Genomic DNA, 23,558 nt, shown 5'->3' on the forward strand with positions numbered 1-23,558 from the left:
TTAAATGTCATCGTTTTTTACTTTGAGGGTATATCTTAGCGCTTTCTCTACCTTGAGCGTATGGTGCCTAGGCTTTTTTTGCCACTTTAAAGCGCTTGAGCGTCTCAACGCTTCATTGCAGAACCTACGTTAAGCTATTGTTTATAAAAAAATTATTGCTTATTTATACATTCGTCTACCTCGCCACCAAATGAATCAGACTGGTCGTCTAGTCGCGAGTTTTGTACAACATTGGCATCACCTGTACAGCTATTAACATCTTCTGCTGGGGTAGCAGCATCCTCCGCCATGCGGTTTTCATCATCGGCATCTGCTGGCCGCTCTAGCGCCTCTTCTGTTTTATTTGCCCAGCGACGAAGCTTGCCTGCCAGTTCGCTGGCCATAGGCTTTAGCTGTTGACGGTAATCAGCATCGTAGTCATCTAACCCATCGCGTACGTTGTAGTTACCGGTGGCCCACAGCCGTTTCAGGGCACGACGGCGTAAGGCAGCGCTAACCCCAGGCGACATGAACGCGCTGAAGTCACTGCCTGCGGGCAAATGATCGGGGTCAGGTAAGGTGTGATCCAAACTGCCAGGCGCAAGCGGCGCATCGTCAACAGGTGGCTCTGTCTGCAGCCCCCTCTTATGTAACGACGCCTCATCCAACGTCTCATCATCGCGGGAAGTAGTAAGCGCATTGGCCTCTGACTCTGCATTGCCGATGGAACAGTTATTGAATTCGGTGTCTGCTTCGTCGCTTTCAACGCCGCGCTTTTTACGTGACCAGCGTTCAAATCTGCTCACTGGGGTTGCTCCTTGGTCGGCGTTTCTTTGCCCCGGCCGGCTCCCTTATGCTTCTTTTTACGCCGTTCTGGCGGCGCTTCCCCATGGCGTGCCAAATAACTTTCCAGCCATATTTGAATCGCCATCGGCATCGGTGCTTCCAACACCTGCTGTTCGCCATCCAACCAGCCCGCCGCCACATCTTGGCTTGCGGTAATGGCATCAGGTTTGGGTGTTTGGCCGGTAAAACCAGCGCGCACAAATAACCTAGGCGTAGCCGAAGTGAGGTTAAAACGGTAGGCAGCGCGCTCGGTCATATAAAGTTGAAGGTTTAGCACATTGTCGCCTTCCCCTCCCAGGGCGAGATCAGCAATACGCCACTGCGTTAAATTAAACCCTCTGACCTGCTTGGGTTCGGCTACCAAGGTAATACTCAACGAACGCAGATTATCACTCATACGAAATAGACCACCTTAGACCTTGAACGGGTAGACAAGTAAGCCTTTTGAGCGCCATCATCGTCAACTCAGAGTGTTTTACTCAACTATTATTTCGTAGATGGTTTTTTATTAGGTTCCAACGAGGATTGCGGATGCCCGCCCTTCAGTTAAGCCAAGCCCGCTTACCGGCTACAACAACAATCAATGTGATGGATGCTTACGGCGATACTCGCCAACAAGCCATCGCGGCAGAGCGCGCACTAACGGTTTATCTTAATAAGCGCGAAATTGTCACACTCATGACCTTAGGCGATGACCCTGAAGCACTGGTGGTGGGCTACTTACGTAATCAAGGGTTATTACGCCGCGCGGAAGATCTGAAAGTTGTCCAGGTCGACTGGGAGGTTGAAGCCGCCGCGGTGGTCACCGACTATTTACCCGACGATTTAGAAAACCGGCTGAGCACTCGTACTGTTACAACCGGTTGCGGCCAAGGAACGGTATTCGGCAAATTGCTGGAACAAACATCGCTTTCTGAGTTGCCCAAGACACCGCTTAACCAATCGACGCTCTACCAGCTGCTAACCAATCTGAATACTTATAACGATACCTACCGCAGCGCTGGGGCAGTGCACGGCTGCGCGTTGTGTAATCAACATCAAGTGCTTGACTTCGTTGAAGATGTTGGGCGACACAACGCGGTAGACACGCTGGCAGGCCACCAGTGGCTCAATCAAGCGAAAAGCAGTAGTGCTGATATTTTTTATACCACCGGCCGCCTGACTTCCGAGATGGTATTAAAAGTCGCTCAGATGGGCATCAGCGTGTTGGTTTCGCGTTCAGGGGTTACCCAAAAAGGCGTCGAGCTAGCGGAGCGCTTCGGGGTGATGCTGATTGCTCGTGCTAAAGGCAAAAACTTCCAGGCTATTAATACGGCTAATCGCTTAACGCTAGATGCCATACCAGCCAAACCACCCAGCGCACGCACGTCTAAGGAGGCTGGCATATGATCACCCCGCAAACCCTCACCGGCATGATTCTCGCAGGTGGCGAAGGCCGTCGCATGGGCGGGCGCGATAAGGGGCTTGAACCCTTTGCCGGGCTACCACTTGTCGCTCATGTGGCTAAACGGTTTGATGGCCAAGTAGCCGAACTCATGATCAATGCCAATCGCAATACTGATGCCTATGCGCTGTTTGCAACACGGGTCATTGAAGATGCGGAAGGCGGCTTTAAAGGCCCGTTGATGGGCATTTACAGTGGACTGCGCGCGGCTGAAACGCCCTGGCTGCTGGTCGCTCCCTGCGATTCTCCCGCCCTACCCCATGACCTTGTGAATCGTATGGTGGCAGGCATCAGCTCAGAGAGTGGCGAGTACGATATCGCCGTTGCGTTTGACGGCGAACGCTTACACCCTGTCGTTGCGCTGCTGCGTACCTCGCTTGCCGATGACCTAGCAAACGCGCTAGCTGGGGGGGAGCGCAAAATCGATCGTTGGTACGCACGCCACTCCTGGTGCAAGGTAGATATGTCGGATTGCCCAGAAACGTTTGCCAACCTCAATACCGAGGAAGAAAAGTCGCGTTTGGAGCTAACCCTAACGACAACTTCCAAAGGTTTGCCATCGCAGGAAACACCATGAGCCTGTCGTGCTTTGAGCTTGGTGAGCAGATGCTCAGCGTTGATGACGCACGGGAAGCGCTGATGACCTTGGTGGAGCATCCCGTTGGGGTAGAGCCTATAGCACTTAGCCAAGCCTATGGCAGGCGGATAGCGAGCGACATCATCGCGCCTATCAATGTACCCCAACATACTAACGCAGCCATGGATGGCATTGCCCTGGCTTGGCCAAGCGTGCAGCCTCATCAAACGCGCTGGCCAATTGCTGGCGATGCCTTTGCTGGTCAGGCATTTGAAGGTAATGTGCCTTCCGGCCAGTGTATCCGTATTACCACTGGCGCTCCCTTACCGCCAGGTACCGACACGGTCATCATGCGCGAGCAGCTTATTGAGCAGGGTGTTAGTGTCATGATCGACGCCCCTGACCGAGTTAGCCAGGGCCAGCATGTGCGCCAAGCAGGGGAAGATATTGCAATTGGCGAAATAGCACTGGAAGCAGGCACGCGGTTAGATGCCGCCTGCTTGGGGTTAATCGCTTCATTGGGCTATGGTGAGGTTTGGGTGTTTCGGCGACCCAAAGTGGCTATTTTTTCCACCGGAAATGAGGTCACGCCCCCAGGCGATGCGCTGCCCAGTGCCGGCATTTACGACACCAACCGTTTTACACTGATCGGCCTACTCAGCGAGCAGGGGGCCGAGGTGATGGATCTAGGCATTCTGCCCGACGACCCCACCACCATTCAAAACGCCCTGGCTAGCGCCGCCAAACAGTGCGATTTAGTGATTACCAGTGGGGGCGTTTCTGTCGGCCACGCTGATTACACAAGGGAAGCGTTGGAAGCATTAGGACAATTAGCTTTCTGGCGCGTAGCATTGCGACCCGGACGTCCTATGGCTTGTGGTTGGCTCGGTGAGGCTCGTAAACCGTTTGTCGGCTTACCCGGTAACCCCGTCGCGGTCATGGTAACCTTTAGCCAATTCGTGGTGCCGTTACTGCAACGATTACAAGGGCAAATGCCCTCTCCCCCTAGGCGCTTAACAGCCATCGCCCAAACACCGCTAAAAAGCCGTTTAAAACGCACCGACTTTATACGTGGCATTTATTCAAGCAATGCCCAAGGCGTGTTACAGGTACGTAGCACCGGAGCTCAGGGGTCAGGAATATTGACCTCGATGGTAGCTGCCAACTGCCTGATTGAACTGGGTGACCATCAAGAAAGCGCTCAACCAGGCGAGGCAGTCTGCATTCAACCACTGACGAGGTGGCAATGACTAAACAACCAATTGCCGAAAAACTCATTGATGATTTCGGCCGCCGTGTCAGTTATGTACGCATTTCCGTGACGGACCGTTGCGATTTTCGCTGCGTTTATTGCATGAGCGAAGAGATGACCTTTTTGCCACGGGCCCAAGTGCTTACGCTGGAAGAGCTTGCCATGGTGGCCCAGGCGTTTACCGAACTTGGCGTTGAGAAAATCCGCTTAACCGGGGGCGAGCCGCTAGTGCGTAAAGGTATTGAGCAGCTGGTGGATGACATTGGCGCGCTGCCAGGGCTTGACGACTTCACCATGACCACGAACGGCGCGAGCCTACGCAAACACGCTAACCGGCTCTATCAAGGCGGGCTGCGCAGGCTCAATATTAGCCTTGATTCTCTTGACCCTGAACGCTTCAAACAGCTAACCCGCACCGGTGATTTAGCTAAGGTCATTGACGGCATTCACGCCGCCCAGGAAGCTGGCTTTAAACGCATCAAACTTAACGCTGTCATCATGAAAGGCCGCAATGAAGATGAAGTGCTAGACCTCGTCACATTCGCTCGCCATGAGGGGCTGGATATCAGCTTTATCGAAGAGATGCCGCTAGGCGATGTGTCTGATCACTCACGGGCAGAGACGTTTTACTCCAGCGACGACGTACAAGCCTTGATCGAAACACGCTACCCGCTCATGCCGACCACAGAAACCACACCAGGGCCTTCGCGCTACTTTAAAATGGCCGACAGCAACAGCCGTGTTGGTTTTATTTCACCCCATAGCCATAACTTTTGCGACAGCTGCAACCGTGTACGGGTAACCGTTGAAGGCCGTCTACTACTCTGCCTCGGCAATGAACATTCTGTCGATTTACGTGCCGTACTGCGCAGACATCCTGGCAATATGCAGGCATTGAAAATGGCCATTATTAACGCCTTACCGCTCAAGCCCGAGCGCCATCACTTCACCACCGATGGTGATGTCCAGGTGGTGCGCTTTATGAATATGACAGGGGGGTAATCGTTGTCAGCCAATCGTGTGCCAGTACATATTATTACTGGCTTTCTCGGCAGCGGTAAAACTACGCTTATCCACAGCCTGATCGAGCAAAAGCCTGTGGATGAAAAATGGGCCATCTTAGTCAATGAGTTTGGTCAGATCGGCATTGATCAAACAATGTTTGAGCAGCGCAATGATGTTGTCGTTAAAGGTCTGCCCGGTGGCTGCTTATGCTGCCAGCTGGCCTTTGTGCTGCAAGCTGCGCTGGTCAATTTACTCGCTCGCAATAAGCCCGATCGCGTCATTATTGAGCCTTCGGGGCTGGGCCATCCGGCCGGCTTATTAGATTTACTGCGTGGTGAGGCTTTCCAGGACGTGGTGGTTGTGCACGATATTATCGCCACGCTGGACCCGCGTCGCTTAGATGAGCCACGGGTACGCCAACACGAGACCTTTCAAGATCAACTGGCGATGGCCGATGCTGTAGCGATCACAATGGGAGAGCAAGCCAGTGCCGAACAATACGAACAGGCGCAGCAGTTTGTGACTGAACTCTGGCCACCGCGCAAATGGGTGCATTGCATTGAGCATGGCATGATACCACTAGCGCTGCTGCTGAACGGCGGCCAAACACGTACTCACGAGGGCTCAGCCATTCCTGATACACACCGCCAAGTGATAGCTACCCCCACCTTGGAAGGCAGTTTTTTTGATATTCCCCCTCTACTTGGTCAACCTCAACAAAAAACCGCCAGCACCCTTGGGTACACCAGCACTAGCCTACGCTGGCATCCAAATGAACACTTCGACCTTGACCATTTAGCCGCTTACTTAAGCGGGCTCCCCTCTACTGCGCGCGTCAAAGGCGTATTTCATACCGAGCTGGGTTGGAAACAACTCAATCGAGCTGACGGAACGCTAACCGTTGGGAGCAGCGCTTGGCGTCAGGATTCTCGGCTTGAAGTCATTACCCCTGACAATGACACCCATACCCACACTCACTTACTAAGAGAACTACCATCTTCAGGAGCACTGAGCTAGGGTAAGCTCTAGAAGTACTGATCTAGAAATACCGAACTAGAAGTACAGGGTTAGGAATGCTGAGCTAAGAGCGCTGCCTCAATATCTTCAGCTGGCATAGGGCGGCCAAACAAATAACCCTGGAAAGCACGACAGCCGTGAGCTAACAACCACGCTTGTTGAGCATCTGTTTCTACCCCTTCGGCAATCACATCTAAATTTAAGCTTTTCGCTAGGGCAATGGTGCTTTCAACAATCGCCGCATTGGCACTGCTATCCAATACTTGATGGACGAATGATTGATCAATTTTCAGCTGATCAAGCGGTAACTGAGCAAGATACGCCAGTGATGAGTAACCGGTTCCAAAATCATCCAGAGAAAAACGTACGCCCTGGGCTTTCAGACTAAGCATTTTATCGCGAGCATCATCTCGCGCTTCCACAAACAGTGACTCAGTGACCTCAAGCTTTAGGCGCTCAAGCGGCGCTTTTGTGCGAATAAAAACCTGCTGTAAGCGAGACAGAAAATCGCTATCGCGAAACTGAAGTGGGCTAATATTCACAGAAATCGTCAGTTCACGCAGATGCGGCATGGTTGCCCAGCAGGCTAACTGGCGGCACGCATCCTCGATGACCCACTCACCGACCTCATTAATTAGCCCGGTACTTTCTAATAGCGGGATAAATTCGCCCGGAGACACCATGCCACGCTCTGGGTGCTGCCAGCGCAGCAGGGCCTCAACGCCGGTAATGTGACCAGTTCGACCAACCTGGGGCTGGTAGTGCAAGCGCCACTGCTGGCTTTCCAAGGCTTGGCCCAGGTCGGCTTCAAGCTTGACTCGCGCCAGTAGCGTTGCCTGCATGACAGGATCAAAGAAGCGTATAACACGACGCCCGCTTGTTTTTGCCTGCGCTAAGGCCATGTCAACCTGCTGAAGATAGTCTTCGGTACTCAGTTGGCTATCGGATAAAATAGTGATGCCAACACTCGCAGTCACCATGACATGCTCTTCAGAAAAAGTAATGGGCTCATCAAGCGCCGCCAGCAGTTTTTGGGCGATATGCTCTGCTAAGCGACGTGTTTGCCGGGGGCTTCCATCAATACCTTCGATGAGCACAGCAAATTCGTCACTACCCAAACGCGCCAACGTATCGGTATCACGTAACATTTGACCAAATCGTTGGGCTACACGCTGCAATAGCTGGTCGCCGGCGAGGTGGCCCAACGTATCGTTAATATGATTGAAACGGTCAATATCGATTACTAACAGCGCACCGCAGCGTTGGTGTCGATTGAGCTCTTTTAGGGCCACTTCCATTCTATCCATAAACAGACGCCGGTTCGCGAAGCCTGTTAATGGATCGTAAAACGCTAATTGATGGATCTCTTGCTCAGCAGCTTTACGCTCACTAATGTCACTCATGGTGGCAACGTAATTAGTGAGGTCGCCCTCTGCATCGTATACGGCACTAATTGTTAACCATTCAGGAAACAGTTCGCCATTTTTACGCTGATTCCAAATTTCCCCTTCCCAGCTCCCCGTTGCTGTTACCCGCTTCCATAAACGTCTATAAAACAACGAGCTATGATGACCAGAGCTAAACATTCGCGGGTTTTTACCAATTACTTCTTCATCGCTATAGCCCGTGATACGCTTAAACGTATCGTTGGTTTTTAAAATATTTCCCTGAGCATCGGTCACCATGATGCCCAAGTGCGCCTGGAAAGCGGCGGCGGCAATCTTCAATTCCACTTCTGCGCGCTTTGCTTCGGTAATATCACGGTTCACCGATAGTACTCCCTCAAACTGACCATCACTACTCATTAGCGGGCTAACGGTGGCATGAAAATGGTGTCGCTGTGCATTTATAATCAATGGATATTCAAATCTTTCTACCCGGCGAAACTGCTGCACTCTTTCAAAAACAGCAGTAAAAGCGGCCGCTAACGCGCTAGGCAAAACATGAGCAAAGTGCTTGCCTAATGCATCCTGGCTATTAATGAGCAGTTGCTCAGGGGCAACTGCGTGGATGTAGCTAAAGCGTCCATCCCCATCAAATACAAAGATCAAATCCTGGATTGAGCTTACCAGAGCATCCATACGCGCGCCGCGTGCTTGGGCTTCCGCCCGCGCTAGCTCTCGTTCTTTTATTCGCTCATGTAACTGATAAGCTAGTGTGAGACGGTTGAGGTAGTGGCGAACCCCCCATGCACCTAGCAACGTCATTAAGATCGCGACCAAGGACAATACCAATAGTCGCTGATACCACCCCGCCATCAGTGTACGTAGGTCAACCCCCACCACCACAAATACCGGATAGTCACTAATTCTTTGCATGTGTAATAAGCGTTTATGCCCATCGATAGGCGAAATAGCGGTGAGTGTTTGAGAAATATCACCACTCTCCAACCACTGCTGAGTAGAGGGTGCATTCACCTGACTACCAATGGTGATCCCCCCGTCCGGTGCTGGATGCCTAGCAATTACCCGTAAATTTTCATCTATTAACGCAATAGTCTCACCGTCGTATACCCGCATTTGCCTCAGTGTATCGACCAAAACTTGCGGCATAATACGGGACATAATCACGCCCACAAGATTGTTATTATCATTTACTAAACGCTGACCATGATAAAGGTAAAAACGCTCGCTATGCATTGACCGAAGTAGCGGCGTCATTTTTTCAGCCTGTTCACCTTGCACAAACGTACGAAAAAAAACGCTATTACCTAGCTCATCTCCAACATGCTGCTCATCACCGCTGCCCAGCCATACGCGCCCTTCGTCATCCAGAATACTTACTTCATCAATCAACGGCACATACTGAGCAAGATTTTTGAACACCTGCTGAAGAGCCCTCGAAGTTTCAGCCTCTAAATGATTCTGATCTAAGGTAGTTATTTGATAAACGTCCAACAGCTCAGCCAGGCTAAATAACCCTTGACCACTTTGACCAAACACGCCTTTTACCCATTCAGAAACCACGTTGGCGCGTGCAATGATACGGGACTCAGCCGCATGGACTTCTTGGTGGTATTGGCCTTTGAGCAACCAACCAAACAACGCCATCATCGTACATAGAGACACTATATAAATCGCAATAACACGACGTTTTTGACGGCGATAGACAGGGGTTAGCTGCCTGTTTTCAGTTATTTTACCACTGCGAGAAAGCAGCATTATAGTTAGACCTTGTTCAGGTACTTCACAGCACACCTAGTACAATATAAAAAAACAGACGACGATACACCACTACGTCTCTTTAGCAGCAGGGTTCAATAGTGGCGTGGCTTGTTTTTGTTGTATATCAATTTTCAGCAAAAATACTCACTAAACGACGTTATTTTACTTAACAAGAGGCTGCCATGGCATCGTTAGGCCAAATGGGTGACTATGAAGTGCGCTTAGTGCGTATTTTTAAAACCGTTGTCGAGTGTGGCGGCTTTACTGCTGCGGAGACCGCCTTAGGCATCAGTCGTTCGGCCATTAGCCAACACATGAACGACTTAGAAGGCAGGCTAGGGTTTTCGTTATGTCAACGTGGCAGAGGCGGGTTTAGCTTAACCGAAGAGGGCAAAGAAATTTACCAGGCGGGCTTAACCCTACTTACTGCGCTTGAAGATTTTAAAAGCGACGTCAATGCGCTGCATCATACTATTAAAGGTGAACTAAATATCGGTATTACTGATAACTTGGTCACCTTACCCGCGATGCATGTCACCAACGCGCTCGCCGAGCTGACAGCACCAAACCATGAAGTCACCATTAATATTCACATGGAGCCCTCAGATGCCATTATTCGAAGTGTTATGGACGGGCACTTACATGTCGGCGTGGTTCCCGATGTAAACCTACCCGCTAGCTTAGAAACACACCATCTATACGATGAGCCGTCCTACCTCTACTGCGCAGCAACTCATCCGCTATTTACAGATACAGATAAGACTCTAACCGCTGAAAAAATAGCATCTTATCCAGCGATAATGCCTCGTTACCCACTCCCTAACAGTGCGCGTGAGGCACATGATGCACTTAATCTACAGGCTTCCGCCTCTGATCGTGAAGGCACTGCCTTTTTGATTCTTACTGGGCGCTTCATTGGTTTTCTACCCGCGCATGTTGCTGCGCAATGGGTTAACGCAGGCAAGATGCGCGCCATTGATGCTGCCACCCTTCGCTATCAAATACCATTTGTAATGATCACTCGCAATGACCGTCGCCCTAACCGAGTCATTGATGCATTTCTCAGGTTTGTGAAACGTTCAGCGTCAGTTAATGCCCCATCAGCTTAAACCGCGACGCGCTGAAAGGACGAATCTCCAACGGACTCTTACGCCCATGCAGTAGGTCGGCTACCAAGCGTCCCGTTGTAGCACCTATGGTTAACCCTAGCTGGCTCTACCAACGTAACCTCGAGTCCCTCTCTTTGCAGATATAACGCACAGCAAATACCAACGATTCCACCTCCGATCACCACGGCTGGATGCGTTGTGGTCATTATTATTCTCCTGGAAACGCCAAGCACCCTGCCTTTAGCAGGTCAGGGTGCTGACAAATCGATAAAATGCTTACGCTAACGTTAGAACAATCGACGTCTAATTCGTTAAGAATTAGCCACTTGAGCTGGAAACCGGCGTCGCGCTAGTGACAGCAGAATCAGCGGCGGCACCGAGCGCTGATGAGGAGGCGATTGCTTCTCCCTGGCTCTCCCACAAAGCACGCTCTTCATCAGTCGCTTTTGGTGAGAACCAGCCTAACTGGGCGTAAAGAATACCGAGTACCGGGGCTAGCCAGCAGGCAAAGGCCAGCGGGATATACAGCAGGTTCTCAACGTTTCCGTCGGTGATTCCCAGTCCCAGGACACTGATGACAAAGGCGCCGCCGGCATTCCAAGGCACTAAAGGAGACATCAACGTACCGCCTTCTTCAATACCCCGTGACAGGTTAAGCGTCGAGTAGCCCAATCCCCGGTACGTGGGCGCATACATGCGACCCGGCAGTGCAATCGATAAGTAGGGGTCGCCTGCCACTAAGTTAGTTGCAAAGGACGTGGCAATCGCAGACGTTTGAACCCCTTTGAAAGAGCGCACTTTAGCCATAATGGCCGTAATGATCGTCTCGAGACAGCCGGTTTTCTCTAGCGCACCACCGAAACCCAGCGCGATTAAAATCAGCGAAATTGTCCACATCATCGACTGAATACCACCACGGTTCAGCAAGCTGTCCATGGCATCAACACCCGTCTCAATGGAGTAGCCGTAGTTGGCATACGTCACAATATCGTGCAGACCTACGCCCTGAACCACCATCGCCGTTACCGCACCGGCAAGGACCCCAGCAAATAGCGAGGGGATGGGGGGCATCTGTTTAACGGCTAAGATAATAACCAGCACGGCCGGAAGCAGTAACCATAGAGAAATCGTGAAATTTTCATCCAGAGATGCAGTAATGGCGTTGATACGTTCAAACGAGGCGGCTTGGTCATCAATCATCGTGAAACCCACCACCAGATAAATCACCAACGCAATTAGCATGGCCGGAATCGTCGTCGGCATCATGTTTTTGATGTGCGAGAAGACATTATTGCCGGTTACTGCAGAGGCTAGATTGGTAGTATCGGACAGCGGAGAGACCTTATCGCCAAAGAAAGCGCCAGACACTACCGCGCCTGCAGTCCAATAAATGGGAATATCAAATCCAGCACCGATTCCAACCAGCGCCAAACCGACGGTACCAACCGTACCCCAGGAAGTGCCCAAGGAAACGGACACCACCGCACAAATCAACATCGCTGCGGCAAGGAAAAAAGCAGGAGACAACAGTAAAAGGCCGTAATAGATCAGACTGGGCACGGTACCACTAGCGATCCAAACGCCAATAATCATGCCCACTAAGATCAACACCGAAACCGAGGGGAGTGAGACGTTAATAACGTGAAAAGCACCGTCTTCAATGCGCTTCCAGCGAAAACCTAGTTTGATTCCAACAAGCGACGTAATCGCTAAACCGATGGCTAGCGGAATATGAGGGGTAAAGTCGCCAAAATAGAAAATCTGCACACCAATGGCGATGAGCGTCAATATAACAGGCGTTAGGGCAAGCCCAAGGCTGGGTTTTTGACGAACCCTTTTTGGTTTTTCTTCCATCTTATTATCCTCGTCATTATTGAGCTTTTGATAGGTTTATCAGCAGCTATTATTCTCGTATTACTAGAGTTTCTTAGATTTATCGTTTAGATCACTGGCAGTAGACATGTTTTTTAGCATTGTACTGTCCTGCCTTTTTATCTATGTCAGCTGACTACTTACAATGCGTCACTACGCTTTCCACATACGAACGGCATTGCAATCACGTCCCTGTAACAAAAGAATACGAAGGTAACGAAGACTTAACGTGTCTATTTCTCGGGTTTTCGTGCTGCATTCAGGGGAAACTCACAACGACTAAACATTCATGCTTAAAATTAACACTTTAAGACAATTAACTTATTTACCTAAAAACTAAAGCAAACACTGTATTTTTAATAAAAAAATATCTTTTAGCAGCCTAAAAAATCTGCAGAATAGCCAAAAAGCCAAAAAATAGACCAAGCAAAAACACCCGTCTCGCTGAAAGCGAGACGGGTGTTTAACCCCACTAAAAAATAACAAACATTACTAAAGCCGATCACATTGTGGCGATAGTGTTGAGAGAGCGGCCAATAGCGCTACCCTTTTGTTAGCTAAGTAAGTACTCAATTAACCTGTGATAGAGCGGAATGCCTAACATCACATTGAGAGGGAACGTGATCCCAAGCGAAGCGAGCATGGCAAGGCCAATATTTGCCTGTGGAATAGCGGCGCGCATGGCGGCGGGAGCGGCAATATAAGACGCACTGGCAGCCAAAGAGGCAAGTATTACGATAGACCCAATCGGCAATCCAACCAGAGTTCCTACTAGAATGCCCAGTAGCGATAACAATAGCGGTGTCACCAGAGCAAAAGTGACTAAGCGCCAGTGGTGCCAAGGCATTGGACGTAACGTTTGCGCGGCGGTTAACCCCATTTCTAACAAAAACAGCGCCAGCACACCCTTAAAAGCCCCTGTAAACAGTGCGGTGACTTCTTCTCCTTGAAACGGCCCATACAGCGTGCCGATGACGACCCCGCCAGCCAATAAAATAACGCCACGATTGGTTAGGGTTTCATGCCATAGCTTACTGGTGCTCTCTTTAACAGCAGCGCCTTGGTGGCGTCTAAATAGAGCTATTGCCACCATAATCGCAGGCAACTCCATCGCCACTAAGTAGAGCGTCACTTCACTGCCAACCACTAACTGGCGAGCTTCCACATACGCTAACGCAACCGCAAAGGTACCTGCACTGACGGAGCCATAGTGAGCAGCGATGCTAGCACTATCAGCGGGAGAAAGACGCACCCAACGGCGAAGCACCGGCATCAACAATAGCGGTATAAACGCCGATAGCAAGGCGACGCCAGCCAGCTCTGGTACTAACCCCCAATGAATATTGCCATGCAGCGCCATCCCGCCCTTCAAACCAATCGTAAGCATTAGTAGCAGGCTTAAGGTGTCGTAAGTAGCCTTGGGGACTTGCAGGTCTGACTTTACCGCTCCAGCAACGAGGCCTAGTAGGAAAAACATCACCACAATATCTGGCATCGCCATTGCTCCTTAGGATCAAAAAGAGGCTGCATTTTGCGAGCGACTACACTAGATAACTAATAATATATTGAAAGAAACCCATAGATAATTTTCTATACTTATCTTTAATACGTTTCTAGGAGTAATGAGCCACTGTGAATATTCGCCATCTGACCTTCAGGTTGTTACAGGTCTATGTCACCGTTGTTCGATGCGGCTCCATTAGCGAAGCCGCACGCCAGCTCCACCTTACCCAGCCAACGGTGTCACAACAGCTAAAAAGGCTAAGAGAGGCAGTGGGTAGCCCATTGTTAGAACAGCACTCCCAGCGACTAGCGATGACTGCAACCGGGCAAGCTCTTTATCAGGCAAGCCGCGATGTGCTGGGACGCTTTGACGATTTTGCCGACCAGCTAAGCGACTTACAACACGGCAGTAAAGGCCGTTTTAGTATTGCTCTAGTGAACACTGCTCAGTACGTGCTACCGCGCCTGCTTGGTCCCTTTAGCCAAGCGTTCCCAGAAGTGGATGTCACTGTCCATATCGGCAATCGACGCCAAGTACTTGCCCGCTTTGAGCGTCAGGAAGATGACCTTTATGTTTTTAGCCATCCCCCCGCCCTCGCGCACGCGGTCGCTTCACGCTTTATGCGTAACCCCTTAGTTGCCATCGCTAGTGTTGACCACCCGCTTGCCCAGCAGGCCAGCGTTTCTATGGAACAGCTCCTCACTGAACGCTTACTGCTGCGTGAACCTGGTTCAGCTACGCGCATGCTGTTAGACAGCTGGCTTCAGGAGCACGGGCTAACCATGCAAAAAACGTTGCAGATGGCAAGTAACGAGGCTATTCGAGTCAGTGTTGCCGCTAATATGGGCGTTGCAGTGTTATCCGAGCACGTTTTGCCCAATGAACACCCTGACCTAGTGGTTTTACCCGTTGAAGGGTTACCTATTGAAAGCCACTGGCAATTTATTGTGCGTAATGACCAACGCTTGCCACAATCAGCACAACGCTTTTTGCATTACGTTCATGAACACCTAACACAATGGATAGAACCACGCTTTATCTGTAACGAGCTGGCTAAGCTGCTGGGAGAATACCCCTCATTTCCTTTGCGAACATCGTCATGAACCTAACCGTTGCTTGAACGCAAGAGCTCACGCTCGACACTCAATCGACGCTGGGCTTTCACCTCACTGATACGGTTATTTAGTTTGGAAATGACTCTTGGATGAAAATGTCTCTTTACACCGTTTTTTTAACATTGCTATTAGCGAAACGATTAATTTATAAAAAAAGTCTCTTTTAGCTTCTTATTTAGCAGTTTCATTCGCTTTTATTACATATTGCGTTGCAATACGGGCTGCTACAATATCGCGGCTTCTACACCACTTTCATCCACTTAACCATGGGGAATAACGTCGCATGCTTACCTTGCATAATGACTCAAGTCAGCCACGATCCTATCGTCGCTGGCTTTTTTTATTAGTAGCTTTACTACCCTTGCTTGGCACACCGGCGTTCGCTGTAACAGGCGATATTGATCTCACTACGTCTGCTGTTGGTTTTTTCGCTGTTGCCATCTTCGTACTGGCCTATGGGTTGGTCATGGCAGAAGAAAAAATCCACATGCGTAAGTCTAAGCCCGTCTTGGTAGCCGCCGGTATTATTTGGGGACTCATTGGCTGGGTGTACGTCCAAAATGGCATGTCGGAAACGTCAGAGTATGCGTTTCGTGTGACACTTTTGGAGTTCACCGAGCTAATGCTGTTCCTACTCGTTGCTATGACCTATATCAACGCCATGGAAGAGCGCCGCGTCTTTGATGCCCTTCGCTCATGGATGCTGCGCAAAGGCTTTAGCTATCGTCAGTTATTCTGGCTAACGGGTGGCCTGGCCTTCGTGCTGTCTCCCATTGCTGATAACTTAACCACGGCACTGTTGATGTGCGCAGTTATCACCAAGGTGGCTGAAGGTGATAAGCGCTTTATTAATCTCGCTTGTATTAACGTTGTGGTGGCTGCTAACGCTGGTGGTGCCTTTAGCCCCTTTGGTGACATCACTACGCTGATGGTTTGGCAAGCAGGACTGATCCAATTCCAGGAATTTTTCATCCTATTCCTGCCCTCCTTGGTTAACTTCCTGATTCCTGCTGTCATTATGAGCATATTTATCAAGGATCAGAAGCCCAGCAGTGTGTATGAAGATGTCTGGCTAAAGCGCGGTGCACGGAGAATTATTGCGCTATTTTTGATCACCATTGCCACCGCTGTGATGTGCCATACACTACTGCACTTGCCGCCTGTACTCGGCATGATGACAGGCCTTGGCTATCTGCAATTTTTTGGCTATTACCTACGTCGCAGCCTTCCCCGTTCACTGGAGCGCAAGCGTGAACGCTACAGTCGCCGGGGCGACAACAAGAAGCTTGAGCAGTTAGGTGGCGTAGTACCGTTTGATGTTTTCAACCGTGTTGCTCGTGCCGAGTGGGACACCCTGTTGTTCTTCTACGGGGTGGTGATGTGTGTCGGCGGCCTAGGCTTTATGGGCTACCTTGGGCTGCTTTCCGAAGCGCTTTACACCGGTTGGAATGCCACCTGGGCCAATATTGTCTTGGGGGTTGTTTCAGCGGTTGTCGATAACATTCCGGTAATGTTTGCTGTACTTACCATGGAGCCAGAGATGTCTCACGGCCATTGGTTACTGATTACGCTGACAGCAGGTGTAGGGGGTAGCTTGCTCTCAATTGGTTCAGCAGCGGGTGTTGCTGTGATGGGCCAAGCACGAGGCGCCTACACGTTTATGGGCCACCTGCGCTGGGCACCGGTGATTTTCCTTGGCTACGTTGCCAGTATCATCGTGCATATGTGGCTTAACGCTGACAGCTTTGCCGTCTTTGGCTAGCAAGCAGCTGTCATAAAACAAGCCCGCGTCATGCGCTTACGAGCACTACGCGGGCTTTTTAGTACGCTTCAAATAAGTACTCAATAGGCGTAGGACGCCCAAACAAATAGCCCTGGTAACGGTAGCAGCCATGGCCTTTCAGCCAGTCAAGCTGCTCTTTTTTCTCAACACCTTCTGCAACCACCGTTAAGCCCAGGCTAACCGCTAGCAAAATAGTGGTATCTACTATCGCCGCATCGGTCTTGTCAGTTAATAGTTCACGAATAAACGACTGGTCAATCTTTAACTCGTCTAAAGGCAAGCGTTTTAAATAGCTCAGCGACGAGTAGCCAGTACCAAAATCATCTAATGCAAACCGAATGCCTTGGGCGCGAAGCTTCAACATCGTGCTGCGCACTCGCGCAGGCTCATTCATTAACAGACTTTCCGTGACTTCCAGCACCAAACGGCCAGGTGGGGCCTGAGTGTGTGCCAGTAAACCTTCTAGATTACGCACAAACTCAGGCTGCTGAAACTGAACGGAACTTACGTTAACCGAAATGGTAAGTGACGAATACGCAGGATGCTCTGCCCACTTTGCCAATTGTTCACAGGCTGATTTCAGTACCCAGTGACCGATAGGCAAGATCAGGCCGTTTTCTTCTGCAAGCGGAATAAAAGTGGCTGGCGACACCCACCCACGCTGGGGGTGGTACCAGCGCAACAGCGCTTCGACGCCCGTGGTAGCACCGTGATGATCTACTTGTACTTGGTAATGCAACGATAGCTCATTACGCTCTAGCGCTTGATGCAGGTCACCTTCCAAGCTGGCCCGCTCAAGCACACTGATTTGCATATCCATATTAAAAAAGCGCAACGTGTTGCCGCCTGCCGCTTTCGCTTGTTGTAATGCCATATCGGCCTGCTGCAGAACGCTGTTCACACTTTGTCCAGTACCCTCAAACAACGAAATGCCGATACTGGCACTAACCGGTAGAGCACGATCATTACGCAGCTTAGTAATCGTCTCTAAGAATTGCCGTGCAAGGCGTTCAGCCCTATGGGTAGCATCCCCTTGCTGCTCGTCTAACACCTTAAGTAATACAACAAACTCATCGCTACTAAAACGTGCAACCATGGCTTCTTGTGGGAGCTGTTGCTGCAACTGATCAGCCACCTTAATTAGCAATTGATCGCCGCTCTCATGGCCTTGTATATCATTCACCAATCTAAAACTGTCTAGGTCAAGAATAAAAACAGCGCTATACCTGCTTAAATGGCTGTCTTGTTCAGTAACTTCTGCTAGCGATTCCATTAATAAACGACGATTAGGAAGTCCTGTTAACGCATCATAAAATGCCAGACGATGGGTTTTTGTTTGCATTTCCAGGTATTCGGTCAATTCTGTTGAAACGCCACATAAACAAGGTGCTTCTCCTGCCACCATAGTGAGTGGCATCTTAATTGAGAGAAAGGTACGCACATGCTCCTCTCCTTGGAGCTTATGGTGTTCTTCAACCGTCATCTTAGTGCCAGTTTCTAAAACTTTTTGATCAATTGCCTTAACGGCTGCTGTACTTACTTCATCAAAAAAGTCATCGTCGCGCTTCCCAATAATATCTTTAGCTGGGCAGTTAAAAAGTTCACTTATTTTTCGATTCACATAACGATACTTTAAAGAAGGTGATTTAATATAAATATACGCATCAACGCTATCTAAAATAGTCGACAATAGTGCTTCATTAGTATTCAACTGTTCACGATTAATTTTCATACGTCGCTTAAGCAGAAAATTAACTAAAAGTGCTAATAGAAGCAGTAAAAAAAGTAAGCTGACACTCCACCATAACCACGTAGGGATTGCTTGATGTGGCTTTGGATTAGCCCGCCATAAACTTAACGTTTCATAATAAATAGAGCCATTATCCTGCTTCCAGCGACGCAGGACATCATCGATACGGCTGAGAACTTCTTCAGAAAGCTGCGGCGATGCCGCATAAAAAAGCCTTACTGGTTGAAAAATGACGGGAGTAGCGCGCAACCCATAATCGTGTGCACGCCAGTCACCAAATAGATGATTTGCAGCCACTATGTCTGCTTCACCATCAGCCACAGCCTGAAACCCTTTTGCAAAGCTATTTACTGGTAGCCAGGTAACATTAATATCAAAACGTTCGGTTACCGATGCTAAATAGCGTTGTTGAACAGAGCCTGACACCACGGCTACTCGACGCTGCTCAAGATCAAAAATAGCCTCAATCTCAACACCTTCTCGCTGATAAAGTTGTGACCAGCTATGCAGCACAGGCTCTTCATGAAAGGCAATATCTCCAGCACGACTTTCGCTCCAGGCAACATCAGGAAGCACGTCGATATCACCCTGCTTTAACAGCGTCAGGCAATGCTGGAAGTCGCATTGATAACTTTCAAGCTGCCACTGCTCTTCCTTAGCAATCTCCTGTAATAGATCACCTAATACGCCTCTAGGCCGCCCCTCGTCGTCAGCAAAAAGTTTAGGAGGATTATGGTAAACGCCAACTGTCAGGGTCTCAGCCATTAACTGGAAGGGCGCTAAACAGCCTCCCAACAATAGCGTTCTGAGTACTAGACGGAGCAGACTACACACACCTTTCTTGTGCATAGAAGATGAGCATGTACTCAAATAGCCCAGCGTCTTCGACATAAAGAAACCTATTCACCCGGCATCGTAAGGGGGCCAGCACGCTCAACAACTCGTTGCCAGGCAGGATCGTTTTCGATACGTGATACAAACGACGCAATAGCAGGATAAGAGGTCAACGATTGTGTCGCGGCAATCGCTTGTAGAGGAAAACTCATTTGTATATCGGCACCACTTGGCCAAACACCGGCAAAATTACCGTGTTTCTCTAGGTGCGTCTCTACCAGATGCAAGTGCTGCTTTAACTGGGGGTTAATAAAACGCTGCTGTACCGTTGAGCTGATTCCTTTTGCCAAAGGCCTGATTAGCCAAGGGGATTGTTTAGGTATCTGGCTAAACACTAGCCCCATCACTAAGAGCGGCATTAACGACCCTTCTGCATAGTGAAGCCAATAGCGATAATTGACCCACTCATTGCGGCGCTCATCAATAGAGTGCTCTTTACTTTCACCATAGCAGTTGACGAGATAATCAATAATGGCCCCTGACTCTGCCACCACCAGCTCGCCATCGGTAATAATAGGCGATTTACCTAGTGGGTGAATTTTTTTAAGTGATTCCGGAGCTTGTTGGGTTTTACTATCTCGTTGATAGACCTCAATCTCATAATCAAGGCCAAGTGTTTCTAAAAGCCATAAAATGCGATGAGAGCGGGACTTTTCAAGATGATGAACGCGGATCATAACGACTCCATGGGGCGACTTGTTACGCTAGCATTGCGCTAACGCCAATTATCCTTTTTGCGATAAGCGTGTTTAGCTTAGCACTATTACGGCGTTGAACCCCATGAAGAAGCTTAGGAACTATTTACCTTAGTAATCAGCCTACTAGCAGAAAAAATGCTTAACGCAGCGATTGAACGATAACACCTTGATTTTAATTGTTTTTAACAATACACACTGCTGTTACTTATTTATCAATTACATTCTATGTTCATGGCGCCAGCGCGCCAAACTACCTAATGGAGACCATTTTCCTTCCAGCCAAGGAGCAAGTAGCCGTGTAGAAAGCGGGATGAATAAAAACACCATGACAGGCGTCAGCATCATTGTACTAACCATTACACGGGGCACCATCGGCCAGTCCGCTAAAGCACTGCCAAATACCCAATTGAATAGCAGTGAGATTGGAAAGAAAGCCAACCATACAGCGACGGCCTGTTTCCAGCGTGGCGGTGTCGAGCCAGAGCTAGACTGAAACCAAGCATCTAAGCCAGTGGCACGGTGCTCATGGGGCGCATCATATAGCCCTTTACCTCGCTGTAGCCATGCATTCCGCGAAGCCGAATGCTCCCAGGCATTTAGTGTGTCACTGCTGCTAAAGCGGAAAATGATCTGATATTCGTCATCGCTATTGGGAGGTGCCAAAACACCAGAGCCTAAATAGCCAGGAAAATCAGCCGCCAACTCGCGGCCTTCGTTTAACCAACGGTTAAAATCTTGATAACGACCGCTTGCTACTCGGCGAGCGACCATTAACGTGACAGGTGAGGCAGACATGATATATCTCCTAATGTGGTCACAGCGAATTGCCGGGTAGGCAAGCTGTTTGCTTTCAGGTGGGTAAACCCAAAGGCTACGATACACATTATACAAGCAATCATGATGCCATGTGACGATAAGGTGGTTGCTAACGGCTAGGAATTGGCTGTCGACGTTCGCCACGCTGAAAAGCTCTTACGTGCAGATAGATATCAATGGCGCTATTAATCGCTTCAGCCTCCTGGGCATCCGGCATAATCACAGGGCCGTCCATTTCTCTATCTTTGTTTAAAATAGTTTCAACATCAGTACGATAGCGTTCTAAAAGATGTTCTAGGTTGATACGGATACGGTGTATTTCTAGCGAAAAAGCATGTTTTTGTTCGTTACGTTGAAACACGTCTAACGGGTTTTCTGACGCATCAATTAAGCTTTCCAGGGTATTCAGTACTAATTTTTCTGCACTATTTAAATTGGGTATAACGGAATAGACGAGTTCATGGAGCGTTAGTTTTGAATCACTATGGTGCATATGCCAAGTCAACTCCCTGGGAGAGATTGAATGTTGATAAAACGGCCTTGGTCAGAAAACTCAAGGCGAAAAACGCCATGAACACCTTCTTGCCCTACCACACGGCGCAGCGCTTCAGCCGGAAAAATGACCCAGCGACCATCAACACTGCGCGTACGAACATTGCTGTAACGCCCTTCGTAATGCGCTAGGCACTCACTTTTTGATAGATGAATAACAACATCAATTATGGGCATGTGAATGATTAACCAAATAATAGCTAAGCGGTCGTTTTAGACACGACGATTACGTGCTGCGATTCTTTCATAGATGCTCTATGCTAACGCAAACAGCTTATCCTTCGGTAATTGCTTATGGATCTTTCTACTCTAAACCCTTTTGTTTCTTCATATACGTTACCGCAGCCTAAGGTAAGCAGCGCGCAGGCTAATCGGATGCAGCCGGAAGAGCAGAAGGCTCACTCCTCTGAGACTGCACAAGCCAGTGAAGAGACGGACTCCTCCGCCAGTAGTGAAACGACTGGTCCTACGCGCCCCGACGGTACGCCGCTAGCACCTGAGGAGATCCAGCATTTAGAGCAGCTTAAGCAAACTGACAGGGAAGTTCGCCAACATGAAATGGCCCACCAGACAGTAGGCGGCCCCTACACTGGCGGCGCTAGCTATGAGTACGAAGTTGGGCCAGACGGCAAACGCTATGCAGTTGCGGGTGAAGTACCTATTGATTACGGCCCCGTACCAGGCAATCCCACAGCGACTATTGAAAAAATGCAAACCGTCATCGCGGCAGCGTTAGCGCCCGCAGAACCGTCTTCTAAAGATATACAGGTGGCTTCTCAGGCAAGACAGTATTTATTGGAAGCCAAGCTGGAAGCCGCTCGCGAGCAAAGCGAAATGAATGCCGCACGAAGTGCTGGGGAAGCAACGACAGAAGATGTGACAGCAACGCCTAATGAGCAAGCAGCCTGATCCATTGCTTTTCCCACATTGGAATCAGTTTATTAATCCTATTGATGCCGCTTAGGGTGCTGGTGAAGCAGCACCTAAAAAGCGCTGATTCCAGTAATCGATATCCAATGGCACACTGACCACGGCTCGGCCGCTGCCGGGTGCATGAATCATCTGACGATTACCGCCATAAATACCTACATGCGTGGCTTTAGCGCCCTCCCCAAAAAACAGTAAATCGCCTGGGCGAGGCGCATCTACCTGTGGCAGCGCGCGAAACTGATCATCAGCGGTGCGTGGCACGCGGATACCCGCAGCGCGATAAGTCATTTCTACAAGCCCCGAACAATCCAGCCCCTCCGGTGTATTGCCGCCAAAGCGATACGGAGTGCCAATCGCTTGCTGGGCATGAGAGAGAATTAGTGCGCGCTCCATTGAAATGCCCGCCTGAGCACTTGGTTCAGGAAGGGTGGTGGTCTCTTTGCTGGCACATCCTGCCAATAGAAGCAGCGTAAATAGCGTTAACAATGAAGATAGACGGATAAACGGCATACATCGCTCCGGCTCAGCACGTAAGAAGTGCTTTTATCATGGCCTATGCGCAGCTTACCCGCTACTGATTCGTAGGTTGTTATTACTAACGCACTGTAACTAACGCCCTATCCACTCTATAAAGGTGGTTTCGCCCAGCGAATGGCGCTCATGGCGCAAACGGCTCATCGCGGCGTAGGGCAAGTCCATCACTAAGCCGTTACTAAGCGGCTGCTCCAGCACTTGGCGCAGCAGCGCATTGCAGACAAACAGGTGTGCCACCACCAACACGTGTTGACCGGGCGGATTGGCTAGCAGCCGTTGCCAGGATTCGCTGACCCGCGCATCCAGCGCGGCCAGCGTTTCCCCTTCCGGCGGCGCGGCTTGGCAGGGGTTAAACCAAAACGCACTCATTTGCTCGCTGCCCTCATCGGCAAATACCTGAGCATGGGTTTTGCCTTCCCAGCGCCCCAAATAAAGCTCGGCTAAGTCGTCATCGACTTGCACAGGCACATCAAACTCCTCGCCTAGCCACAGCGAAAATTCGCGACAACGCAGCAGCGGCGAACTGACAATCGCATCGTAAGGTGGCCTGCCATCTTCGCTGTGGCGCATAACGGCATCGCTCACTTGCTTCCAACCTGTTTCACTCAGTGGATGGTCGGTGCTGCCACGTAACATACGCCCGCCTACTGGTTCACCATGGCGCATAATATCGATGGTGGTGATGTCTGCATTTGGAAAGCGCATGGTTTCTGTTCC

At 49.8% G+C, this 23,558-nt stretch carries 22 protein-coding genes; 9 read left to right on the plus strand and 13 right to left on the minus strand.

Annotated elements, in window-relative coordinates; genetic code table 11:
* Window positions 1–152 precede the first annotated feature (152 nt).
* Both K1Y77_RS15965 and K1Y77_RS15970 read right to left on the minus strand, forming a co-directional pair.
* Complete coding sequence (locus tag K1Y77_RS15965; protein WP_264429494.1) at window positions 153–785, minus strand: DUF3306 domain-containing protein; 633 nt, start codon at window positions 783–785, stop codon at window positions 153–155.
* A complete protein-coding gene (locus K1Y77_RS15970) occupies window positions 782–1,222 on the minus strand; it encodes a DUF3305 domain-containing protein (RefSeq protein WP_030071330.1) in 441 nt (146 codons plus the stop codon). Before K1Y77_RS15970 ends, K1Y77_RS15965 begins: the two co-directional genes overlap by 4 nt.
* Before the next feature lie 134 nt (window positions 1,223–1,356).
* Here K1Y77_RS15970 and K1Y77_RS15975 point away from each other — a divergent pair, with 134 nt between their 5' ends.
* From K1Y77_RS15975 to K1Y77_RS15995, 5 genes are read left to right on the plus strand one after another with little or no spacing between them, the layout of a single operon-like run.
* Window positions 1,357–2,214 (plus strand): formate dehydrogenase accessory sulfurtransferase FdhD, encoded by an 858-nt coding sequence (locus K1Y77_RS15975; protein WP_030071332.1) that lies wholly within the window; start codon window positions 1,357–1,359, stop codon window positions 2,212–2,214.
* A complete protein-coding gene (gene mobA / locus K1Y77_RS15980; RefSeq protein WP_264019143.1) occupies window positions 2,211–2,846 on the plus strand; it encodes a molybdenum cofactor guanylyltransferase MobA in 636 nt (211 codons plus the stop codon). Before K1Y77_RS15975 ends, mobA begins: the two co-directional genes overlap by 4 nt.
* The gene (gene moeA / locus K1Y77_RS15985; RefSeq protein WP_264429497.1) at window positions 2,843–4,096 is read left to right on the plus strand and encodes a molybdopterin molybdotransferase MoeA; all 1,254 of its coding nucleotides are present in this window, start codon (window positions 2,843–2,845) and stop codon (window positions 4,094–4,096) included. Before mobA ends, moeA begins: the two co-directional genes overlap by 4 nt.
* Window positions 4,093–5,100, plus strand: a complete 1,008-nt coding sequence (gene moaA, locus K1Y77_RS15990; protein WP_264429500.1) for a GTP 3',8-cyclase MoaA — start codon at window positions 4,093–4,095, stop codon at window positions 5,098–5,100. The genes moeA and moaA overlap by 4 nt, the downstream gene beginning before the upstream one ends.
* Before the next feature lie 3 nt (window positions 5,101–5,103).
* Complete coding sequence (locus K1Y77_RS15995; protein WP_264429501.1) at window positions 5,104–6,120, plus strand: CobW family GTP-binding protein; 1,017 nt, start codon at window positions 5,104–5,106, stop codon at window positions 6,118–6,120.
* Window positions 6,121–6,170: 50 nt separating this feature from the next.
* Here K1Y77_RS15995 and K1Y77_RS16000 read toward each other — a convergent pair whose 3' ends face one another.
* Window positions 6,171–9,281, minus strand: a complete 3,111-nt coding sequence (locus K1Y77_RS16000) for a bifunctional diguanylate cyclase/phosphodiesterase (protein ID WP_264429503.1) — start codon at window positions 9,279–9,281, stop codon at window positions 6,171–6,173.
* A gap of 185 nt (window positions 9,282–9,466) precedes the next feature.
* On the opposite strand from K1Y77_RS16000, the gene K1Y77_RS16005 reads away from it, so the two are divergent.
* The gene (locus K1Y77_RS16005) at window positions 9,467–10,393 is read left to right on the plus strand and encodes a LysR family transcriptional regulator (protein WP_264019140.1); all 927 of its coding nucleotides are present in this window, start codon (window positions 9,467–9,469) and stop codon (window positions 10,391–10,393) included.
* A 38-nt stretch (window positions 10,394–10,431) separates the two neighbouring features.
* On the opposite strand, the gene K1Y77_RS16010 is transcribed toward K1Y77_RS16005, so the two are convergent.
* The 3 genes from K1Y77_RS16010 to K1Y77_RS16020 all read right to left on the minus strand — a co-directional run bounded on the left by K1Y77_RS16010 (window position 10,432) and on the right by K1Y77_RS16020 (window position 13,760).
* On the minus strand, window positions 10,432–10,599 hold the full coding sequence (locus K1Y77_RS16010) for an FAD-dependent oxidoreductase (protein ID WP_264019139.1): 168 nt from the start codon (window positions 10,597–10,599) through the stop codon (window positions 10,432–10,434).
* A gap of 112 nt (window positions 10,600–10,711) precedes the next feature.
* On the minus strand, window positions 10,712–12,247 hold the full coding sequence (nhaC, locus tag K1Y77_RS16015) for a Na+/H+ antiporter NhaC (protein ID WP_030071347.1): 1,536 nt from the start codon (window positions 12,245–12,247) through the stop codon (window positions 10,712–10,714).
* A 571-nt stretch (window positions 12,248–12,818) separates the two neighbouring features.
* Entirely contained in the window at window positions 12,819–13,760 is a 942-nt protein-coding gene (locus K1Y77_RS16020; protein ID WP_264019138.1) for a sodium-dependent bicarbonate transport family permease, read from the minus strand.
* 137 nt (window positions 13,761–13,897) lie between these two features.
* On the opposite strand from K1Y77_RS16020, the gene K1Y77_RS16025 reads away from it, so the two are divergent.
* Window positions 13,898–14,872 carry a LysR family transcriptional regulator gene (locus tag K1Y77_RS16025; protein ID WP_030071351.1) on the plus strand — a complete coding sequence of 325 codons (975 nt, stop codon included), beginning with the start codon at window positions 13,898–13,900 and terminating at the stop codon, window positions 14,870–14,872.
* Window positions 14,873–15,167: 295 nt separating this feature from the next.
* On the plus strand, window positions 15,168–16,646 hold the full coding sequence (nhaD, locus tag K1Y77_RS16030) for a sodium:proton antiporter NhaD (protein WP_030071354.1): 1,479 nt from the start codon (window positions 15,168–15,170) through the stop codon (window positions 16,644–16,646).
* 58 nt (window positions 16,647–16,704) lie between these two features.
* Here the strand turns inward: nhaD and K1Y77_RS16035 are convergent, their stop codons facing one another.
* From K1Y77_RS16035 to K1Y77_RS16055, 5 genes are all read right to left on the minus strand, one after another.
* The gene (locus K1Y77_RS16035; RefSeq protein WP_404813855.1) at window positions 16,705–19,182 is read right to left on the minus strand and encodes an EAL domain-containing protein; all 2,478 of its coding nucleotides are present in this window, start codon (window positions 19,180–19,182) and stop codon (window positions 16,705–16,707) included.
* 134 nt (window positions 19,183–19,316) lie between these two features.
* Window positions 19,317–19,988, minus strand: a complete 672-nt coding sequence (locus K1Y77_RS16040) for a glutathione S-transferase (RefSeq protein WP_030071358.1) — start codon at window positions 19,986–19,988, stop codon at window positions 19,317–19,319.
* 237 nt (window positions 19,989–20,225) lie between these two features.
* Entirely contained in the window at window positions 20,226–20,804 is a 579-nt protein-coding gene (locus K1Y77_RS16045; protein WP_030071360.1) for an antibiotic biosynthesis monooxygenase, read from the minus strand.
* A 130-nt stretch (window positions 20,805–20,934) separates the two neighbouring features.
* Entirely contained in the window at window positions 20,935–21,318 is a 384-nt protein-coding gene (locus K1Y77_RS16050; protein WP_264429507.1) for a hypothetical protein, read from the minus strand.
* An 8-nt stretch (window positions 21,319–21,326) separates the two neighbouring features.
* Window positions 21,327–21,554, minus strand: coding sequence for a DUF2835 family protein (locus K1Y77_RS16055; protein ID WP_030071362.1), 228 nt, complete (start codon window positions 21,552–21,554; stop codon window positions 21,327–21,329).
* 117 nt (window positions 21,555–21,671) lie between these two features.
* Here K1Y77_RS16055 and K1Y77_RS16060 point away from each other — a divergent pair, with 117 nt between their 5' ends.
* Window positions 21,672–22,286, plus strand: a complete 615-nt coding sequence (locus K1Y77_RS16060) for a putative metalloprotease CJM1_0395 family protein (protein WP_030071363.1) — start codon at window positions 21,672–21,674, stop codon at window positions 22,284–22,286.
* 51 nt (window positions 22,287–22,337) lie between these two features.
* On the opposite strand, the gene K1Y77_RS16065 is transcribed toward K1Y77_RS16060, so the two are convergent.
* Window positions 22,338–22,817, minus strand: a complete 480-nt coding sequence (locus K1Y77_RS16065; RefSeq protein ID WP_030071364.1) for a C40 family peptidase — start codon at window positions 22,815–22,817, stop codon at window positions 22,338–22,340.
* 99 nt (window positions 22,818–22,916) lie between these two features.
* Window positions 22,917–23,546: a histidine phosphatase family protein gene (locus K1Y77_RS16070; protein WP_030071366.1), complete on the minus strand. Its 630-nt coding sequence runs from the start codon at window positions 23,544–23,546 to the stop codon at window positions 22,917–22,919.
* Window positions 23,547–23,558 lie beyond the last annotated feature (12 nt).

Source organism: Halomonas qaidamensis (assembly GCF_025917315.1).
GTDB classification, from domain to species: domain Bacteria; phylum Pseudomonadota; class Gammaproteobacteria; order Pseudomonadales; family Halomonadaceae; genus Vreelandella; species Vreelandella qaidamensis.

What these genes read in the sequence shown, in the direction of transcription:
- moaA (WP_264429500.1), top strand. Translation starts at nt 4,093, where the DNA reads ATGACTAAACAACCAATTGCCGAAAAACTCATTGATGATTTCGGCCGC.
- K1Y77_RS15970 (WP_030071330.1), bottom strand. Translation starts at nt 1,222, where the DNA reads ATGAGTGATAATCTGCGTTCGTTGAGTATTACCTTGGTAGCCGAACCC.
- mobA (WP_264019143.1), top strand. Translation starts at nt 2,211, where the DNA reads ATGATCACCCCGCAAACCCTCACCGGCATGATTCTCGCAGGTGGCGAA.
- K1Y77_RS16070 (WP_030071366.1), bottom strand. Translation starts at nt 23,546, where the DNA reads ATGCGCTTTCCAAATGCAGACATCACCACCATCGATATTATGCGCCAT.
- nhaC (WP_030071347.1), bottom strand. Translation starts at nt 12,247, where the DNA reads ATGGAAGAAAAACCAAAAAGGGTTCGTCAAAAACCCAGCCTTGGGCTT.
- K1Y77_RS15975 (WP_030071332.1), top strand. Translation starts at nt 1,357, where the DNA reads ATGCCCGCCCTTCAGTTAAGCCAAGCCCGCTTACCGGCTACAACAACA.
- K1Y77_RS16050 (WP_264429507.1), bottom strand. Translation starts at nt 21,318, where the DNA reads ATGCACCATAGTGATTCAAAACTAACGCTCCATGAACTCGTCTATTCC.
- K1Y77_RS16045 (WP_030071360.1), bottom strand. Translation starts at nt 20,804, where the DNA reads ATGTCTGCCTCACCTGTCACGTTAATGGTCGCTCGCCGAGTAGCAAGC.
- K1Y77_RS16040 (WP_030071358.1), bottom strand. Translation starts at nt 19,988, where the DNA reads ATGATCCGCGTTCATCATCTTGAAAAGTCCCGCTCTCATCGCATTTTA.
- K1Y77_RS16000 (WP_264429503.1), bottom strand. Translation starts at nt 9,281, where the DNA reads ATGCTGCTTTCTCGCAGTGGTAAAATAACTGAAAACAGGCAGCTAACC.
- K1Y77_RS16055 (WP_030071362.1), bottom strand. Translation starts at nt 21,554, where the DNA reads ATGCCCATAATTGATGTTGTTATTCATCTATCAAAAAGTGAGTGCCTA.
- K1Y77_RS16060 (WP_030071363.1), top strand. Translation starts at nt 21,672, where the DNA reads ATGGATCTTTCTACTCTAAACCCTTTTGTTTCTTCATATACGTTACCG.
- K1Y77_RS16065 (WP_030071364.1), bottom strand. Translation starts at nt 22,817, where the DNA reads ATGCCGTTTATCCGTCTATCTTCATTGTTAACGCTATTTACGCTGCTT.
- K1Y77_RS16010 (WP_264019139.1), bottom strand. Translation starts at nt 10,599, where the DNA reads ATGACCACAACGCATCCAGCCGTGGTGATCGGAGGTGGAATCGTTGGT.
- K1Y77_RS16020 (WP_264019138.1), bottom strand. Translation starts at nt 13,760, where the DNA reads ATGCCAGATATTGTGGTGATGTTTTTCCTACTAGGCCTCGTTGCTGGA.
- nhaD (WP_030071354.1), top strand. Translation starts at nt 15,168, where the DNA reads ATGCTTACCTTGCATAATGACTCAAGTCAGCCACGATCCTATCGTCGC.
- K1Y77_RS16035 (WP_404813855.1), bottom strand. Translation starts at nt 19,182, where the DNA reads ATGGCTGAGACCCTGACAGTTGGCGTTTACCATAATCCTCCTAAACTT.
- moeA (WP_264429497.1), top strand. Translation starts at nt 2,843, where the DNA reads ATGAGCCTGTCGTGCTTTGAGCTTGGTGAGCAGATGCTCAGCGTTGAT.
- K1Y77_RS16005 (WP_264019140.1), top strand. Translation starts at nt 9,467, where the DNA reads ATGGCATCGTTAGGCCAAATGGGTGACTATGAAGTGCGCTTAGTGCGT.